This window comes from Vibrio sp. CJQ_6, from assembly GCF_043106745.1.
Classification (GTDB): Bacteria; Pseudomonadota; Gammaproteobacteria; order Enterobacterales; family Vibrionaceae; genus Vibrio; species Vibrio furnissii.
In genome coordinates this window covers 283,813-302,196 of record NZ_JBICMV010000028.1, presented here as the reverse complement: position 1 = coordinate 302,196, position 18,384 = coordinate 283,813, and the positions used below count along the sequence as shown (strand labels likewise).

At 52.5% G+C, this 18,384-nt stretch carries 18 protein-coding genes; 16 read left to right on the top strand and 2 right to left on the bottom strand.

Annotated features, from left to right (window positions below):
• Positions 1–63: 63 nt before the first annotated feature.
• Positions 64–846 (bottom strand): DNA-binding transcriptional regulator KdgR, encoded by a 783-nt coding sequence (gene kdgR / locus ACF8PK_RS16205; RefSeq protein WP_004727648.1) that lies wholly within the window; start codon positions 844–846, stop codon positions 64–66.
• A 259-nt stretch (positions 847–1,105) separates the two neighbouring features.
• Between kdgR and kduD the strand changes: the two genes are divergently transcribed.
• The 16 genes from kduD to ACF8PK_RS16125 all read left to right on the top strand — a co-directional run bounded on the left by kduD (position 1,106) and on the right by ACF8PK_RS16125 (position 15,524).
• Entirely contained in the window at positions 1,106–1,867 is a 762-nt protein-coding gene (kduD, locus tag ACF8PK_RS16200) for a 2-dehydro-3-deoxy-D-gluconate 5-dehydrogenase KduD (protein ID WP_004727647.1), read from the top strand.
• 22 nt (positions 1,868–1,889) lie between these two features.
• Positions 1,890–2,411: a YgjV family protein gene (locus ACF8PK_RS16195; protein WP_004727646.1), complete on the top strand. Its 522-nt coding sequence runs from the start codon at positions 1,890–1,892 to the stop codon at positions 2,409–2,411.
• 14 nt (positions 2,412–2,425) lie between these two features.
• Positions 2,426–2,749: a cupin domain-containing protein gene (locus tag ACF8PK_RS16190; protein ID WP_004727645.1), complete on the top strand. Its 324-nt coding sequence runs from the start codon at positions 2,426–2,428 to the stop codon at positions 2,747–2,749.
• Positions 2,750–2,798: 49 nt separating this feature from the next.
• Positions 2,799–3,434: an RpiB/LacA/LacB family sugar-phosphate isomerase gene (locus ACF8PK_RS16185; RefSeq protein ID WP_000684798.1), complete on the top strand. Its 636-nt coding sequence runs from the start codon at positions 2,799–2,801 to the stop codon at positions 3,432–3,434.
• A 113-nt stretch (positions 3,435–3,547) separates the two neighbouring features.
• Positions 3,548–4,447, top strand: coding sequence for an alpha/beta hydrolase (locus ACF8PK_RS16180; protein ID WP_392442386.1), 900 nt, complete (start codon positions 3,548–3,550; stop codon positions 4,445–4,447).
• Between the two features lie 255 nt (positions 4,448–4,702).
• Positions 4,703–5,695, top strand: coding sequence for a TRAP transporter substrate-binding protein (locus ACF8PK_RS16175; protein ID WP_392442384.1), 993 nt, complete (start codon positions 4,703–4,705; stop codon positions 5,693–5,695).
• 39 nt (positions 5,696–5,734) lie between these two features.
• Positions 5,735–6,268 (top strand): TRAP transporter small permease, encoded by a 534-nt coding sequence (locus ACF8PK_RS16170; protein ID WP_238824682.1) that lies wholly within the window; start codon positions 5,735–5,737, stop codon positions 6,266–6,268.
• On the top strand, positions 6,261–7,568 hold the full coding sequence (locus ACF8PK_RS16165) for a TRAP transporter large permease (RefSeq protein ID WP_004727641.1): 1,308 nt from the start codon (positions 6,261–6,263) through the stop codon (positions 7,566–7,568). Before ACF8PK_RS16170 ends, ACF8PK_RS16165 begins: the two co-directional genes overlap by 8 nt.
• 19 nt (positions 7,569–7,587) lie before the next feature.
• Entirely contained in the window at positions 7,588–8,730 is a 1,143-nt protein-coding gene (locus ACF8PK_RS16160; RefSeq protein WP_004727640.1) for a glycoside hydrolase family 105 protein, read from the top strand.
• Positions 8,731–8,943: 213 nt separating this feature from the next.
• Positions 8,944–10,386 (top strand): rhamnulokinase, encoded by a 1,443-nt coding sequence (gene rhaB / locus ACF8PK_RS16155; RefSeq protein ID WP_014258033.1) that lies wholly within the window; start codon positions 8,944–8,946, stop codon positions 10,384–10,386.
• A gap of 10 nt (positions 10,387–10,396) precedes the next feature.
• Complete coding sequence (locus ACF8PK_RS16150) at positions 10,397–11,662, top strand: L-rhamnose isomerase (RefSeq protein WP_004727638.1); 1,266 nt, start codon at positions 10,397–10,399, stop codon at positions 11,660–11,662.
• Between the two features lie 6 nt (positions 11,663–11,668).
• Positions 11,669–11,998: an L-rhamnose mutarotase gene (gene rhaM / locus ACF8PK_RS16145; protein ID WP_232281722.1), complete on the top strand. Its 330-nt coding sequence runs from the start codon at positions 11,669–11,671 to the stop codon at positions 11,996–11,998.
• 22 nt (positions 11,999–12,020) lie between these two features.
• Positions 12,021–12,845, top strand: a complete 825-nt coding sequence (gene rhaD, locus ACF8PK_RS16140) for a rhamnulose-1-phosphate aldolase (protein ID WP_154179262.1) — start codon at positions 12,021–12,023, stop codon at positions 12,843–12,845.
• A gap of 168 nt (positions 12,846–13,013) precedes the next feature.
• Positions 13,014–13,820: a helix-turn-helix domain-containing protein gene (locus ACF8PK_RS16135; RefSeq protein WP_004727635.1), complete on the top strand. Its 807-nt coding sequence runs from the start codon at positions 13,014–13,016 to the stop codon at positions 13,818–13,820.
• A 143-nt stretch (positions 13,821–13,963) separates the two neighbouring features.
• Positions 13,964–14,890 (top strand): sugar kinase, encoded by a 927-nt coding sequence (locus ACF8PK_RS16130; RefSeq protein ID WP_004727634.1) that lies wholly within the window; start codon positions 13,964–13,966, stop codon positions 14,888–14,890.
• A 10-nt stretch (positions 14,891–14,900) separates the two neighbouring features.
• On the top strand, positions 14,901–15,524 hold the full coding sequence (locus tag ACF8PK_RS16125; protein WP_000854585.1) for a bifunctional 4-hydroxy-2-oxoglutarate aldolase/2-dehydro-3-deoxy-phosphogluconate aldolase: 624 nt from the start codon (positions 14,901–14,903) through the stop codon (positions 15,522–15,524).
• A 242-nt stretch (positions 15,525–15,766) separates the two neighbouring features.
• Here ACF8PK_RS16125 and ACF8PK_RS16120 read toward each other — a convergent pair whose 3' ends face one another.
• Positions 15,767–18,319 carry a pectinesterase family protein gene (locus ACF8PK_RS16120; protein WP_392442377.1) on the bottom strand — a complete coding sequence of 851 codons (2,553 nt, stop codon included), beginning with the start codon at positions 18,317–18,319 and terminating at the stop codon, positions 15,767–15,769.
• Positions 18,320–18,384 lie beyond the last annotated feature (65 nt).

Genomic DNA, 18,384 nt, shown 5'->3' with positions numbered 1-18,384 from the left:
ACGCTGTTTCAATACAAAAAGTGTGACTAAAAAAAGCAGCCCTGCGGCTGCTCATACTTCAGACTAAGCGGGATACTTGTTGTAGCCAAGTTGCTGTGAGATATTGCGACCGGCGGTCTGCAACATGCTCACGTACTCGTGCAAGCGTTCTTCCTCAAAGCGAATGGTTGGGAAGGAGATCGAAACCCCGGCAATCACGCGGCCAAAACGGTCGTAGATTGGCGCTGCGATACAACGCAGGCCCGGTTCTTGTTCTTCGTTATCTTCCGCGTAGTGTTGCTCGCGAACCAGTGCTAGTTCTTCCAGCAGTTGGTCGACATTTTCTAGCGTACGGTCGGTGTGCTTGATGAACTCAACGTCTTCTAAAGTGTGACGCACAAATTGTTCTTCACGTTCAGCCAATAGCACTTTACCAATCGCGGTACTGTAGAGCGGGTTACGACGACCAATGCGCGATTGCATGCGCAGGTTGTACCCTGAATCGATTTTGTGCACGTAAATGATGGCGTTTTCATCCAACGCCCCAAGGTGCAACGCTTCGTTGGTCTGCTCAGAAATGCAGCGCATCTCTTTGTCAGCCAGTTCAATCAAATCGACGTATTCCAGCGATTTTGCGCCCAGTTCAAACAGTTTCAACGTCAGTTTGTATTTATCCGCTTCCCCTTCCTGAGCCACATAGCCCATAGATTTCATGGTTTGCAGAAAACGATAAGTGGTGGCTTTAGACATCATCAATCGTTGAGACAGTTCGGAGACTCCGATTTCTTTCTGTTCACCCAGCGCTTGCAGAATGCTGAATACTTTTAAAACCGACGAGACTGCTTCCGGTTGAGTTGACTTTTCCATGGTTGATCCTTTGTATCTTTTATTGCCGCCTATTATAACCACTCACTTTCTTCGTACCACAATTTTTAAAAAGCCTTTTCAAAATTTTGAAACCGCGCAAGTATTGCGAGCATTAAAAAGACGATCACCATCAATATTTTTAAAACACCTTTTCAAAAATAATTGCCTTCGGTTTCTTTTTGATCCACGATACAGACATACGAAGTGAGATGGCCAATCCGCTGCCACTCAAATACCAGCTACCATTGAGGAAAACGTTATGATTCTTGATTCATTCAACCTGAAAGGCAAAGTTGCTATCGTGACTGGTTGTGACACTGGTCTTGGTCAGGGCATGGCACTTGGCCTAGCCAACGCAGGTTGTGACATCGTGGGTGTCAACATTGTTGAGCCAACTGAAACCATCGCAAAAATGGCAGAAACCGGTCGTAAATTCATCGACGTTCGCGCCAACCTGATGGCACTGGACGACATCCCATCCATTGTTGACCGCGCGGTGACTGAACTGGGTCGTATCGACATTCTGGTGAACAACGCAGGTATCATTCGTCGTAACGACGCCATCGACTTCAGTGAAAAAGACTGGGACGACGTGATGAACATCAACATCAAGTCTGTATTCTTCATGTCTCAAGCTGTGGCGAAACAGTTCATGGCTCAAGGCGAAGGCGGCAAGATCATCAACATCGCGTCAATGCTGTCTTACCAAGGTGGTATCCGTGTACCGTCTTACACCGCATCAAAAAGCGGCGTGATGGGTGTGACTCGTCTGATGGCAAACGAATGGGCGAAACACAACATCAACGTGAACGCGATTGCACCGGGCTACATGGCAACCAACAATACCGCTGCACTGCGTGCTGATGAAGAGCGTAACCAAGCGATCCTTGAGCGTATCCCTGCAGACCGTTGGGGTACACCAGAAGACTTGGCTGGCCCAGTGGTGTTCTTGGCATCAAAAGCGTCTGATTACATCAATGGTTACACCATTGCTGTGGATGGCGGCTGGTTAGCACGTTAATCACGAAGAAGTATCCGAGACGATGATTGCAGATTTATCTCTGGCGCAAGCATTAGGCTTTGTCAGCTTTGGTTTAGGCATCTCTACGTTCTACCAAAAAAACGACCGACGTTTGAAGATCGTCATGTTCGTTTTCAATCTCAATCATCTGCTCCATTTTATTTTGCTTGGTTCGGCCGTGTCAGCGCTCAGCGCGGCACTGTCGGCCATGCGGACAGCCAGCTCCATTTACACCTCGTCAAAGTATGTGGCGGCACTGTTCCTGCTCGCTGGAGCGGGATTGGGGTTAGCGATTGCTGACCATTGGTGGGATTTGTGGCCGGTTATCGGCACCATGATTGGTACATTTGCTATCTTCATGTTGCGCGGTATTCAGATGCGCATTGCGTTTCTTGTCGGCGCATGTTGTTGGCTGACCAACAATATTCTGGTGGGCTCGATTGGTGGTACATTGCTGGAAATGACGGTGATTACCGTGAACTGCCTGACCATCTATCGTATGGTGCGTGAACAAAAACGCGCACTGGCTGATCAGACTCTGTAACCAAAGAGGACACTATGTTTGTCTATAACCAAGATGTAAAACTGGAAGATCTGGGCGCTGGCGTATCACGCAAGATCCTAGCCTACAGCGACAACATCATGAGTGTTGAAGTGCATTTTGAAGATGGCGCAGTTGGCGCGATGCACAGTCACCCCCACGAGCAGCTCACTTACGTGCTGTCGGGTGAATTCGAATTTACCATTGGCGATGAAACCAAAATCGTCAAAGCAGGCGATGCGCTGTACAAAGAGCCGAACGTGATGCACGGCTGCGTCTGCCTAAAAGCGGGTGTGTTACTCGATAACTTCACCCCAATGCGCAAAGATTTTATTCAATAAAGATTTTGTTTTAACTTATTTGTTGCGGTCACCCCGCAGGAGAAACTCCATGAAAATTGCACTGATGATGGAAAACAGCCAAGCTGGCAAAAACGCAATGGTTCTGAACGAACTGAACACCGTAGCGGCGCCACTGGGTCACGACGTTTTCAACGTTGGTATGTCTGACGAAAACGACCATCACCTGACTTACATCCACCTTGGCATCATGGCAAGCATTCTGCTGAACTCAAAAGCAGCAGATTTCGTGGTTTCAGGTTGTGGTACAGGCCAAGGCGCAATGATGTCTCTGAACCTGCACCCAGGCGTGGTCTGTGGTTACTGCCTAGAGCCATCAGACGCATTCCTGTTCAACCAAATCAACAACGGTAACGCACTGTCTCTGGCATTCGCAAAAGGCTTCGGCTGGGCGGGTGAACTGAACGTTCGTTACATCTTTGAAAAAGCGTTCACAGGTGAACGTGGTCAAGGTTACCCAATCGAGCGCGCTGAACCACAACAACGCAACGCAGGTATCCTGACTCAAGTGAAATTTGCTGTCGCAAAAGACGTGGTTGAAGCACTGCGTTCAATCGACCAAGAGTTGGTGAAAACCGCTGTTGGCGGCGCTCGCTTCCAAGAGTGTTTCTTCAGCAACTGCCAAGTGCCAGAAATCGCAGAATACGTTCAATCTCTGCTGGACTAAGCACTGATTGACTCATTTATCGGGAACTAAGCAAAAAGCCAGCGATTTCGCTGGCTTTTTTTTATGCCATTCGTGGCACAATCAATCATCTTTCAACACGGCAAGGATTGGATATGTCTGATTTTTCATTTACCTCGCTGACGCAGTGGTTTCCCGACCACGATGTCATGGCGCTGTGGCCATCGGTTCACGCGGCGCCGCCGCTTTCGCCGCGCTTTAGCGAGCGCAGCAGCGATGACGTCATTCGCGATCGCGAAGTCTCTCAAATTGTGATGCCGGAAATGGTGGTGGTCACGCCGCAGCAATCTAACGGCATTGGCTTGTTGGTGATGCCCGGCGGCAGTTACCAGCGTGTGGCGTTCGATAAAGAAGGCATGGACACCGCGGTGGCAATGAGCGAGAAAGGCTACACCGTGTTTGCCATGACGTACCGAATGCCGGGCGATGGGCATGCCGAAGGTGTTCACGCGCCGCTGGCGGATGCGCAGCGCGCCATTCGGCTCATTCGCGCCCACGCAGACCGCTGGGGATTGCGCCATGTGGGCATCGTCGGGTTTTCGGCCGGCGGCCACGCAGCGGGCACCTTAGTGATCCATCACGCCCAAAACGCCTACCCCGCGCAAGACGCCGCAGATGAGATCAGCGCGCGGCCCGATTTTGCCGCCTTGATGTATCCGGTGATCAGCATGGACGATGACATTGGTCACCCCGGTTCACGTCATGAGCTGATGGGCGACCATCCGAATCCTGAGACGCGCCAGCACTACTCGCTGCACACCCAAGTGCGCAGCGACACGCCCCCCTGCTTTTTGCTGCATGCCAGCGATGACGCTGCGGTCAAGGTTGAAAATAGCGTGGTGTTTTGGCACGCCTTGAAGTCGCATCGCGTACCCACCGAGTTGCATCTTTTTGAACGCGGCGGTCACGGGTTCGGCGTACGCGGCGCGCAGCAACTCCCCGCGCAGCATTGGCCACAACTGCTTGATAGTTGGTTACAAAGCCAGTTTTCTTAACGGTTTGATTCGGCGCACATTCATGGAGTGGCGCCGAATTCCCACCTTCGCCATGCAATCCTTAAAACTGTGATTTTCTGCGTACTCTCCACGATTAAAGCGACGTTTCTTGAACGAAGTTGGCGCATTTTTAAAGGTGCCTGAGTGGCCAAACTGCCAAGATATCCCTGCCCTACAAGAACACTCAGACGCTGCTACTGACAGACGTCATTACTCAATAACAAGGAACATCACACGCAAGTGTATGGAGGATTTATGTCCAAACCTCACAGCGCTTTAAAGTGGTTATTGGCTTCGGCCATCATGGTACCCTTTTCGCAGTCCGCTTATGCCACCACGATCTTACGTCTGGCGTACGCAGAAAACAGTCAACCCGTTAAAGAAGCTTTGCACTACATTGGCAAAGCCGTCGAAGAAAAAACCAATGGCAGCGTCATAGTGCAGTTTTTCCCCGATGGCCAGTTAGGCGGGGAACGTGAACTAGTCGAGATGACGCAAGTTGGCGCCATCGACCTAACCAAAGTCTCCTCAGGTCTACTTGAAAGCTTTTCACCCCTTTATGGTGTCTTTTCCCTCCCTTACCTGTTTGAAAGCGAAGCACGTTTTTACCAAGTCATGGACAACCCAGACATCATGGGCCAAGTATACCGCTCGACGGAATCACAAGGCTTTGCCGGTGTCGGTTGGTATGACTCCGGCGCGCGTAGCTTCTACATGACGCGCGGCCCAATCAATACGGTGGCGGATCTACGCGGCAAAAAGATTCGCGTGATGCAAAGTGAAACCTCGATTGAAACCATGAAACTGCTGGGCGCATCGCCAATCGCCATGGGTCAGGCAGAAGTCTATACCTCACTGCAACAAGGCATCATCGACGGCGCAGAAAACAACGAATTCGCGCTGACCATCGCCCGCCATGGTGAAGTGGCCAAATTCTACAGTTACGACATGCACACACGCATTCCTGACATCGTGATCATGAGTACGTTGACCAAACGCAAGCTCACGCCCGACCAACTGGTGGCCCTGAAAGAGGCCATCACAGAATCGGTCGAAGTGGAAAAACAAGCGTGGAAAGTCGAAATGGAAAAAACCCGTGAACTGGCACAAACGCAATTCGGCGTGCAGTTCAATACGGTCGAACTCGCGCCCTTTAAAGCCGCCGTTCAACCCATTTACGACAGGCTGAAAAACAAGCCGCAAATCTATGCCTTGTATCAGCAAATCAACCAACTAACTAACGAATAACAGGCAGAGAGTACGCTCTCTACCTTCTGTGAGGTCTACATGCGTAACATTCGACTCTGGTTGGATAGAACCATAGAAGTATTTGGCTGCGGGCTGATGATTGTGATGGTCTTGGTTGCCTGTTGGCAGGTGATCAGCCGTTATATCTTCAACGCACCCAGCACATTTTCAGAAGAGTTCCTGCGCTTTGCGCTGGTGTGGCTGTCGCTGATTGGTCTGGCCTATGTGTCTGGCAAACGTGAACACATCGCCCTAACGCTGTTTCTTGACAAATGCCCGCCGCAACTGCGCAGCTCGTGGCACATCATCATTCAAGTGGTGTTTATTCTGTTCTCGATCTACGTGCTGATCATCGGCGGCTGGAAAGTCTCTTCCAACGCGATGCAACAGATTTCGCCGGTGCTGCAACTGCCGATGGGCAAAGTGTATTACGCGCTGCCAATCGCAGGGGTGCTCACCATCGTCTACAGCGTGTTGAACATCATCGATTTGGTGCGTAAACCGCAACACAGTCACGCGCACGATGAACATCACGATCTAAACCAAAAACTTGCCGGAGGTCAGCATGATTGATCCCATCATTGCAGCCAGTATGCTGGTTGGTATATTTGTCGTCCTACTTGTCCTAGGCACCCCTATCGGTCTGTGTATCGTGCTGGCGTCGAGCGCCACCATCATGTTGGTGCTGCCGTTTGATATTTCGATGTTTACCACGGCGCAAAAAGTCTTCTCGAGTTTGGATAGTTTTGCCCTGCTCGCCGTCCCGTTCTTCATTCTTTCGGGCGTGATCATGAACAACGGTGGCATCGCGACCCGTCTGGTGAACTTTGCGAAGTTGTTTACCGGTCGCATTCCTGGCTCTCTGTCGTACACCAACATCGCCGGGAACATGATGTTTGGTGCGGTGTCTGGCTCAGCGATTGCCGCGTCGACCTCGATTGGCGGCGTGATGATCCCGATGTCGGCCAAAGAAGGATACAACCGTAACTTTGCGTCTGCGGTAAACATCGCGTCGGCGCCGACCGGCATGCTGATTCCACCGACCACGGCGTTCATTCTGTATGCGCTTGCTAGTGGCGGCACCTCCATCGCAGCGCTGTTTGCGGGCGGTTTGGTCGCAGGTAGCCTTTGGGGCATCGGATGCATGATCGTCACCTACATCGTGGCAAAACGAAACAACTACACCAACTTCTTCTCACTACAAAAAGGCGTGGCTTGGAAAGTAACACGTGATGCGCTGCCAAGCTTGTTGTTGGTGGTGATCATCGTGGGCGGTATTGTCAAAGGCATCTTTACTGCGATTGAAGCCTCGGCTGTGGCGGTCATCTACACCGTGTACCTGACGTTGGGCCTGTACAAAACGCTGACCCTCAAAGACATGCCGAAAGTGCTGACCCAAACGTTTGTCATGACCGGCATCATCATGTTCCTGCTGGCGACCTCCTCGGCAATGTCGTTCGCGATGGCCATGACCGGTATCCCTGCCGCGCTCAGCCAGATGATTCTGGGGATCTCTGACAACCCAGCCATGATTCTGTTGGTCGTGACCCTGTTCTTGTTGGTGGTTGGCGCCTTCATGGACATCGGCCCTGCGATTCTGATTTTCACCCCGATTCTGCTGCCTATCGTGCAAAAAATCGGCGTTGACCCAGTCCACTTCGGCATCCTGATGGTTTACAACCTGGCGATTGGCACCATCACCCCACCGGTGGGGAGCGGCTTGTACGTCGGTGCCAGCGTGGGTCAAGTGAAGGTTGAGAATCTGATTAAACCCCTGATCCCGTTTTACGTGTCCATTGTCGCCGTACTGTTACTCATCACCTACATACCGCAACTGACACTGTTTTTGCCAAAACTGCTTGGCGTCATGTAATTGAATTTGAGGATTTAACATGAAAGTTTTTCCAGTAAAACACAGCTCACTATTGCGCCGCGTAGAGCGCACTCATCCTCGCCATGTTGTCGTGGATAAAATTACAAACTTGATTGATAACCTGATCAACATTCAGGACCACACGGGCGAATTTCTGCTGCACTTGGATGACGGTCGCACCATCGATACCAAAGGCTGGGCAGGCTGGGAATGGACACATGGCATCGGCCTGTACGGCATGTACAAGTACTACCAGCAAACCAACGACCTGAACGTGCTAAACATCATCGACGAGTGGTTTGAAGACCGCTTCGCCGAAGAGCAAGCAACCAAGAACGTGAACACCGTGTGTCCGTTCCTGACACTGGCGTACCGCTACGAAGAGACGGGCGACCAATCCCTGATCCCTTACTTGGAAACATGGGCTGATTACGTGATGTACCAGATGCCACGCACCCAAAGTGGTGGTATTCAGCACATCGTCTACAACAGCGAAAACCCAGAGCAAATGTGGGATGACACGCTGATGATGAGCGTGATGCCGCTGACGAAAATCGGCCTGCTGCTGGATCGCCCAGAGTACGTGGAAGAAGCGAAATACCAGTTCCTAACGCACATTCAATACCTGACCGATCGCGAAACAGGCGTGTGGTTCCATGGCTGGACATTTGAAGGCAACCACAACTTTGCCAACGCCCGTTGGGCACGTGGCAACAGCTGGGTGACGATCGTTATTCCTGATTTCCTAGAGCTGCTGAACCTACCAGAGCACGACGCGTACCGCCGCCACCTGATTCACATTCTGAATCGTCAAGTGGAAGCACTGGCCCAATACCAACAGCCAGGCGGTTTGTGGAACACCCTACTCGACGACAGCAACTCGTACGTTGAAGCGTCAGCCACCGCTGGATTTGCCTATGGTATTTTGAAAGCCGTACGCATGCGCTACATCGATGCGAAATACGCCGACATGGCGCACAAAGCGGTCGATGCGCTGATCAGCGACTACATCAACGATGCGGGTGAATTGATCAACGTCTCGTTCGGTACCGCGATGGGCTCTGACCTCGATTACTACCGTGAGATCCCACTGACATCAATGCCTTACGGACAAGCGATGGCCATCCTCTGCTTGTCTGAATACCTCCGTACTTATTTGTAAAATTGCGTTCAACCTCGATACGCGCTTTGCCCCACTTCGGTGGGGCTTTTTTTATGCGAAATCCCCGCCACACCTGAGTTTCTCTAAGTGTGATATCACTCACCGCCACTAAGAAAAAACGGACAGACAAGCGTGTCTGGGTGCGGTTTTTTTAAGTCTTCACCGCTGCGATTTCCCGATAATTTGCCTATACGAAACGGATAGGAGCCATTTATGGCAAAGCTATTTATCGCCGTCGACATCGGCGCATCCAGTGGCCGATTGATGGCGGGTGAGTACACCGCTGAGCAGCTCACACTGACCGAAGTCCACCGCTTCAACAACACATTGGTTGAACGCGACCAGCAGGTGTGTTGGAACCTCGACGAACTACTCGGCCAAATTCAATACGGCGTCGACCAACTGGTCGCTGGCGGACAAGTGCCAGATTCACTGGCCATTGACACGTGGGGCGTCGATTACGTGTTACTCGACAACCAAGGCGAACGCATTGGCGAAGCCGTGTCGTACCGCGACCCGCGCACCAGCGATGCCATGAATGACTTTTTCGCCCACACGCTCACCAAAGAGCAGTTGTATGCCGAAACGGGTATTCAGTTCCTGTCGTTCAATACCCTATTCCAATTGAGCGTCGACAAACGCCTGCAAGGCCCTGAGCGCGACACGATCGCCAGCTTGCTGATGATCCCGGATTACCTCAACTACCGCCTGACGGGCAACATGCATTTCGAGTACAGCAACGCGTCAACCACGCAACTGCTCAACGCGGCGCAGCAGCAATGGAGCCCATTGTTGCTTGAATGCTGCAACATCGACCGCAACTGGATTCGCCCAACCGAGCAACCGTTCCAAGTCATCGGCGAGTACACCGTGCGCGACCACGCGATTCCAGTGGTTTCCGTCGCCAGCCATGACACTGCCTCGGCCGTCATTGGCGCGCCGCTGCTAGACAGCCACAGCGCGTATCTGTGTTCGGGCACATGGTCTTTGATGGGCTTTGAGCATCACAGCCCGGTCATCAACACCTTTACTCGTGAAGCCAACATCACCAACGAAGGCGGCGCAGAAGGGCGTTACCGCATTTTGAAGAACATCATGGGGCTTTGGCTGGTTCAAAACGTTCAGCGCCAAAACCCAAGCTACAGCTTCGCCGAACTGGCCACGCTGGCCGCTGCATCGACGCCATTTGCGTACCTGATTAACCCAGACGATGCCCGTTTCCTCAACCCAGAGGACATGCAGGCGGAAATCATCGCGTTCTGCCAACAAACCGGTCAGGGCACACCGCCGGATCTGGCGGCCATTGTTCGCTGCATTTACGACAGTTTGGCGCTGCAATACCTCAATGTTTTCCAAGAACTCAACCGCGTGGCCCCACACCCGTTAACGCATATTCAGGTCGTGGGCGGCGGTTCCAACAACACGTTTCTTAATCAACTGACAGCAGACGTATGTCAAACCCCAGTTTCCGCAGGCCCGGCTGAAGCATCCGCCATCGGAAATCTGATCGGGCAGCTTATTGCTCATGGTGACTTGGCTCATGTCGAAGAAGGACGCGCCCTCGTTCGCCGCTCTTTCACCTGTCACGAGTACCAGCCAAAGCCAATCAAAGGCATGGCTCAAATTTACGCGCGCTTTCAGCAATTAACTTACTAGGAATTTCACTATGTCAGACTTTCAACATATCCATGACGCTTACCAATTGGCGAAAACTCAATTTGCTCACCAAGGGATCGACACCGAGGCCGTGCTGGCGCAACTCAACGACATCGCGATTTCTGTACATTGCTGGCAAGGCGACGACGTCCGTGGATTTGAAAACCCAGAGCAAGCCCTGAGTGGTGGCATTCAAGCGACCGGCAACTACCTTGGCCGCGCCAGAACGCCGCAAGAACTGCGTCAAGATCTGGACATGGCATTTCGCCTCATCCCAGGCAAAAAACGCCTGAACTTGCACGCGATCTACCTGGAAGCCGAGCAGCCAGTGTCGCGCGATAAAATCGAACCCAAACACTTCGCGAACTGGGTGGAATGGGCGAAACAAACCCAAACGGGCCTCGACTTTAACCCGTCGTGCTTCTCTCACCCATTGAGCGAAGATGGCATGACGCTGTCGCATCCTGACGCGGCCATTCGTCAGTTCTGGATTGATCACTGTAAAGCCAGCCGTCGCGTGTCGGAATACTTCGGCAAAGAGCTGGGCACCCCATCGGTGATGAACATTTGGGTTCCAGATGGCATGAAAGATTTGCCATTTGACCGCCTCGGCCCACGCAAACGCCTGATGGAATCGTTGGATGAAATCATCGCCGAGCCAATCGACACTCGTTTCCACAAAGACGCCGTTGAGAGCAAGCTGTTTGGCATTGGCACCGAAGCCTACACCGTCGGCAGCAACGAATTCTACATGGGCTACGCGGCGACACGTAACATCCTGCTGTGTCTGGATGCCGGCCACTTCCACCCAACCGAAGTGATCAGCGACAAGATCAGCGCATGTTCTCTATACGTGAATGAGTTCCTGCTGCATGTCAGCCGTCCGATTCGTTGGGACAGTGACCACGTGGTGCTGCTGGATGATGAAACACAAGCCATCGCCAATGAGATCGTGCGTCATCAAATGCTGGATCGCGTCAACATCGGCCTCGATTTCTTTGATGCCTCCATCAACCGCATCGCCGCGTGGGTGATCGGCACACGCAACATGCGTAAAGCGCTGTTGAAAGCCCTGTTGGAGCCGCATGCACAACTCAAGCAAGCCGAAGATCAACGCGACTTCACCTCACGTTTGGCGCTGATGGAAGAGTCACGCTCAAGCCAGTGGGCGGCGGTGTGGGATTACTACTGCTTGATCAACGATGTGCCGGTGGGCGCAGATTGGCTCAACCAAGTGAAACATTACGAAACGACTGTGCTTCAAGGCCGCGACTAAGGACGCATGATGAACCCATCACATACTCGATTGGCCTTTGTGATGCAGTTAAAGCCGGGCTTTGAGGCGCAGTACCAACAACGTCACGACGAACTGTGGCCGGAGTTGGCGCAAACCCTGAAAGCCCACGGCGCCCACAACTATTCGATTTTCCTTCATCCCGACACCTTGCAGTTGTTCGGGTATGTCGAAGTCGAGTCGCAAGCGCGCTGGCAAACCATTGCAAACACCGAAGTCTGCCAACGTTGGTGGTCGTTTATGGCAGAGCTGATGGAAGTGAACGACGACAGCTCACCACAATCGACCCCATTAACCGACATGTTTTATTTGGCATAAGCAACGATTCAGGAACGAGAAAATGCACACACTTACCCTTAACGCAGCGGTGCTGCGTGAAATCAGCAAAGTCTCCGAAGTGGCCGAATATTTGTGGCAACGCGAATGGGCAGAGCGCAACGGCGGCAACATTTCGGTCGACATCACCGAAATCTTTGGCCTGGTACCAGCCAACCTCAACGACTTTCCACACTGCTCGCTGACCATGGTGGGCGACGATGTGTTCCCGCTTGAAGCGGCCGGCCACATCTTCTACGTCAAAGGCACCGGCGAGCGCATTCGTGAACTGCGTGACCCAGAATTGGCCGGTTGCGTGCTGCGCATCGATGATGAAGCGAAAGGCTATCACCTGCTGTGGGGTGGCCGTGGCAATCCAAACTTCGCGCCAACCAGCGAATTCATTTCGCACGTCGAGATCATTCTGGCCAAACAGCGTGCCGGCTCACCCGATCGCTGTGTGGTGCACACGCACCCGCTGGAGCTGATTGTGCTGTCGCACCACGCCGACTACGCCCACAATGAACTCGCGTACACGCACGCTTGCTGGCAAATGTTGCCGGAAGTTCGCGCCTTCGTCCCAAGAGGCATTGGCATCGTGCCGTACTGCATGCCCGGCAGCAAACAAATGGCCGATGGCACACGCGACAAACTGGCCACGTTTGATGTGGCGGTGTGGGAAAAACACGGCGCCGTGGCAACCGGACGTGATGCGCTAACGGCTTTCGATTACATCGACGTGGCCAATAAAGGCGCGAAGCTGTTCCTCAAATGTCTAGCCAGTGGCTTTGTGCCAGAAGGCGTCAGTGAAGCGCAAATGCACGACCTGAAAGTGACGTTTAACCTCTGATCCCATGCGCGCCCGTTGCCTCCCCCGACCTCAACGGGCGCGAAACATATAAGCCGATCACGTTTATCAAACTTGGCCGAATTGAACGGCATATCTATGATCCCGCTCACTTGAGTTTGATGCGCATTTTCATTACTTTCTACTTCGCATAGAAAGGAAAATGAAATTATGTTTCAATTAAATTGTAATGATTTCTTCAATAATTCAGATGCGACTGTTTGCACCGAGGTGCGTGCGCCTCAGGAAGATTTTCCCGAGCACAGCCATGACTTTCATGAGCTGATGATCGTCACCAAAGGTGCGGGTCAGCATATTCTTAACGACGTCCCGATTAACTTGGCTCAAAACTATATTTGTTATATTTCACCCAAAGATCGCCACTTGTTCGAGCAATCGGACAATCTGCATCTCACCAATATTTTATTTCAAAAAAACAAACTGGCTTATTCTCCCCTGCTGAAAAGCGTGCTCCCGAAAGAGAGCGATGCGCAGCAAAGTTGGTACATCAGTACCGAAACCATGAAAAAAGTGTGCACCTTGATGGCGCAGATCGAGCACGAATCCAGCCTGCATTCGGTGGAATCTCGCCTGATGACCGAAGCGCTGTTTCAACAATTGGTGGTCGAAATTTCTCGCGGACGCCTCACTTCGCAAAGCAACAATGCGTCCGACAACAGCATTTTGAAGATCATCGATTGGATCCAAAACAACTACGCGGAAGAGTTCAACGTGGGCGATATCTCCGATCAATTTGAGATCTCCTCGCGCACGCTCAGCCGCCGGATCAAACAAGTCACCAACTTGTCATTCAACAACTATGTGCATCGCGTGCGCATCAACCACGCCATGAACTTGCTGCACTATTCTGACCTTTCGGTCACGGACATTGCATTCCAAGTTGGGTATAAAGACAGCAACTACTTCAGCACCAAATTCAAGCGATTCACCAACAAAACCCCCACTGAATTTCGTTAAACGACCTTCAAACGGTTTTTCTTCGATGAATAATCGTAAACAAAGACTGAACTCACAATTTAAATGAACCATCGTTTTAATTTTATTGTTTCAGTCTTTGTTTATTGCCATAATGGCGCCAGATTATTTTGAGGAGTACCCCAATGAAGGTGAATCGAGTCGCGGTGATCGGCGAGTGCATGGTTGAATTGCAAAAAACCGACGATCAACTCAAGCAAAGTTTTGGTGGCGACACGCTGAACACAGCGCTGTACCTGTCTCGCTTAACGCAACAACATGGCGTCACAACCGCTTACGTGACTGGGCTGGGTAAAGATCCGTTCAGCAAAGAGATGTTAGCCAATTGGCAGCAAGAAGGTCTCAATACCGACTTGGTGCAGATCTCAGACAACAAGCTGCCCGGCATTTACGCGATTGAAACCGCACCCGATGGTGAGCGCAGCTTCTTCTACTGGCGTAACGATTCTGCAGCGAAATACTGGCTGCGTGACGGTTCCGTGGAAAGCTTTGCAGCCGCGCTGAGCCAGAACCAAGTGATTTACCTGAGTGGCATCAGCTTGGCGATTCTGCCAACCGATTGCCGCGAAAAATTGGTTGAACTGCTGACGCTCTGCCGCAAAGATGGGGTGAAAGTCGCCTTTGATAACAACTTCCGCCCAGCCTTGTGGGAATCGCTCGATGCGGCACGTGACATGTACGCCAGCATTCTGCGTTTAACCGACATTGCTTTCCTGACATTTGACGACGAAGTGATGCTATACGGCGACAGCGAAGAACAGCAAGCGATTGAACGCACGCAAGCGTTCGGCGTGAAAGAAATTGTCGTGAAACGTGGCGCGCAAGAGTGCTATGTTGTGACCCCCAATGATTTCATCGCCGTCCCTGCGGTGAAAGTCAGCAACGTGGTGGATACCACCGCAGCGGGCGACTCATTCAGTGCCGGTTATCTGGCAAAACGTCTGACAGGCGGCAGCACTGTCGACTCTGCGGTAGCTGGCCACACGTTGGCAGGCACCGTCATTCAACATCGTGGGGCCATTATCCCGCGCGATGCTATGCCTCTCATTTAAGGAAGAACACATGAAAACTCTTAACGAGCAACTGAGCGACATCAAAGTCGTTCCCGTGATTGCAATTCAAGATGCAAACAAAGCCGTCAAACTGGCCCAAGTGCTGGTTGAAAACGGCCTGCCATGCGCTGAAGTGACATTCCGTACTGAGCAAGCAGCACAAGCCATGAAAAACATGCGCGAAGCGTTCCCAGAAATGCTGATTGGCGCAGGCACCGTGCTGACCACGGCGCAAGTTGATCAAGCGATCGACGCAGGCGTGGACTTCATCGTCAGCCCAGGTTTGAACCCAACGACCGTGAAATATTGTCAGCAACGTGGCGTGGCGATCGTCCCTGGTGTGAACAACCCAAGCTTGGTTGAACAAGCGATGGAACTGGGCCTGAAAACAGTGAAATTCTTCCCAGCAGAACCATCCGGCGGCGTGGCGATGCTTAAAGCCCTAACGGCGGTTTACCCAGTGAACTTCATGCCAACAGGCGGCGTGAATCCAAACAACGTGAAAAATTACCTTGCGATCCCAGCCGTACTGGCCTGTGGTGGCACGTGGATGGTACCGAACGATCTCATCGACAACGAAAAATGGGACGAACTGGCGGCGCTGGTCAAAGAAGTCGCCGGTATCATCGCTTAATCCTTACCGATCCTTTCGAGACCATCATCTCGACCTTGATTTTACTCCTGCAGCCCAAGACTGCTCGCGAACTGGTAGAAATCCATGCCTGCCAGTTTGCGGTCAGAATGCATAGGTGTTTGCCCATACTTCGGTATGGGCTTTTTTTTATCTGTCGAACGGGTAAAAAAATCGGGGCCAAAGCCCCGACACTATTTGATGCTGCGATCTAACTGGTGCAGCGATTGAGCTGATGCAACGATTTAGATATTCTCAGTGAACGAGGCGATTTGAGCGCGCATTTCATCCCATACCAGCTCCGCGACCAATTGCGCGCCCGCTTGCTGGAAGTGCGTGGTATCGGGCTTATCGAGGCTGCCGGTACGCCCTTGGTAATACGGGTAATCGTTCGGGTCGACCGCCAACCACAGGTGACGCCAATCGCCTTGTTGGTTTGTCGCCTCAATCATTCGTTGTTGAATATCGAGCACAGGCACCTGATGCAAGCGCGCGGTATCAAGCACGGTTTGATAGTAACTGCCCACAAACTCAAAGCCATGTTGGCTGTTTTGGCGCGTCACATGCTGCTGCGTCGTCAGCGGTAACTCCGAACGATTGCTGTCGTTACGCACACGCGGCACAGAAGTGAGCAGTACCGGCTGCATGTTGTGTTCCAGCGCAAACTCAATATAGCGCTCTAAAGAGCGTTGGAACGACAAAGCCGCTTCGCCTTGCGGAAACTGCACCTGACCGTTGGTATCGTTGGGATAAGTACACAAATTGAGGACATCGACCTCACCGCGACCGCTGGCTGCGCGATTGCACTTCGAATCGTTGTGACCAAACTGAATAAACAGGTAGTCGCCCGCTTTCACCATCGGTTCAAGATGGCTTAACCACAGGCCGTTAATGAAATCACGCGAGCTGCGCCCAGAGCGCGCCGCATTCACCACCGCCAAATTTGGCATGTCACTCAATTTTTCCGCCAACGCTTGACCCCATCCCATGCGCGGAAACACATCCGGCTCGTAATTCGAAGCGGTGGAATCCCCAACAATAAACAGGCGCGTTTCGGCGTTTTGAACGCGCTGACGCTGCATGGCGAGCTGATCGGCGGTCACCAAATACTGCGACACCGCATTGAGGTTGATGATCGGCTGAAATGCAGCGTCGGTTAACGCCACTTGATTCGCCAGCCCCGTGCGACTGTTGTAGCCGCGGTTGTGCACGACGTTGTCCGCCAACGCTTTCATCTGTGGATGCAGGGTGGGCGCATACGACACGGGTGAATTCAGGGCGTCTTGCCCACCGTTCAACTGTCGAAATTGCTGGTTGGTCTCAAGCCAGATTTGACGAGAGAACGCGGGCAGGCGTTCGAGTTCCAGCAGATGCTGCGGGCCGTCGATGCCTTCTCGCGTCGCCAGATTGGAGACTTGTAAGTCACTGAAAGGGTTAACGTTACCGGTCGAGACGGCATTGTTGTTCAGATCCACCACCAACGCCGTTGCACACACCGAACGCACTTGGTCGCTGTGCAAGCACGATGACCCACTGCGATCATCGGCACTGACCAGTAGCGGCCCCGTCATGCCCGCAATCGACAGTTGGTATCGCCCTTTGGCATCGGTTTGTGTTTGGCGCTGCTTGCCCGCGCTGTCACGCACGGTTACCTGTGCAGGGAAGCGCATCAGGTTGTGTAGCACTTCGCCGTGTAACTCACTGTTTTGCCCCAGCGACAGATCCGCTTGCCAACCGGAAAGCACTTTGTCGTCGCTGTATTGACTCAGTGCCGCCGTTTTCAGTTGTGGGCGTTGTTCGCCCAACGCCGCGCCCGGGCCTCGGCTTTCATATTCCCAGAAACGGGAATCTTGCGGATAGAACCAGATGGTTTGTTGATCGATGTCGCGACCGCTCATCTTGTCCCAGCCGTAAATGTGGTCGTCCATATCGCAATCAATAAACGCCGCATGACCAATGGCGTTCGGATCCGCGTAACGGCCATCAGCAAACGTGGTGGTGGGGTGCCAAGGACGCCCTAAACCGTAGCTGTCTGCTGGCACGCCCTCTTCCTTGGTCAAACGGCAATCTTTAAATACCAAGCCAAAGGGTTGCTCAATGTTGGTGGACGGCGCGGTGATGTAGCCATACGGCGTACCCGGCGCGACGTCAAAGCGGTTGCGTGCCACCAGCTCGGTCGACTTAAACAGCCCGGTGCCGTGGCCAAAAATAAAATCGACGTTACCGCTAATCACGGATTCTTCAAACACGCTACGCCCCCCGCGCAAATAGAGCGTGTCTTGATAGCCGACCAGATTCACATCTTTAAATTGGGCGCGATCTGCTTTTTGCGCCACCATCAACGCCACGGCTTGTGTGTCGCGTAACTTGGTGGGATCGTTGGCGTCTTTGGCTTGGTTCGCGTTGAAATCAAAGCCATTTTCAATCGTGACCGTGCGCGCTTTAAAATCGAGGGCATTGACGTACACCGTGCGGCTGCCCGCGGTGCCCGTTCGCACGCCATTGGCATCGAGCGTGCCATTGGCAAACGATGCGGTGATGATGGTGCGATCCCGATCTTCGCCGATCAAATAGAGGTTGTTCCGCGTGATATTGAGTCGCTCGGGGTAAATGCCTTTGCGAATGTAGATGACGTATTGCTGATTATTCTGCGGGGCCGCGTCAATGGCTTGTTGGACCGACGTGAAGTCGCCACTGCCATCTTTCGCCACCACCACGTCATACAAAGGGATAGCGGCACTGACGCTGCCACACATCAGCGACGAAATCCCAATAGCTAACCGACTGATACGATTCATGGTTCTCTTCCTTTCATTTGAATGATACGCCCAACAGGCGTTGAAATTCACAAACAACACCGACC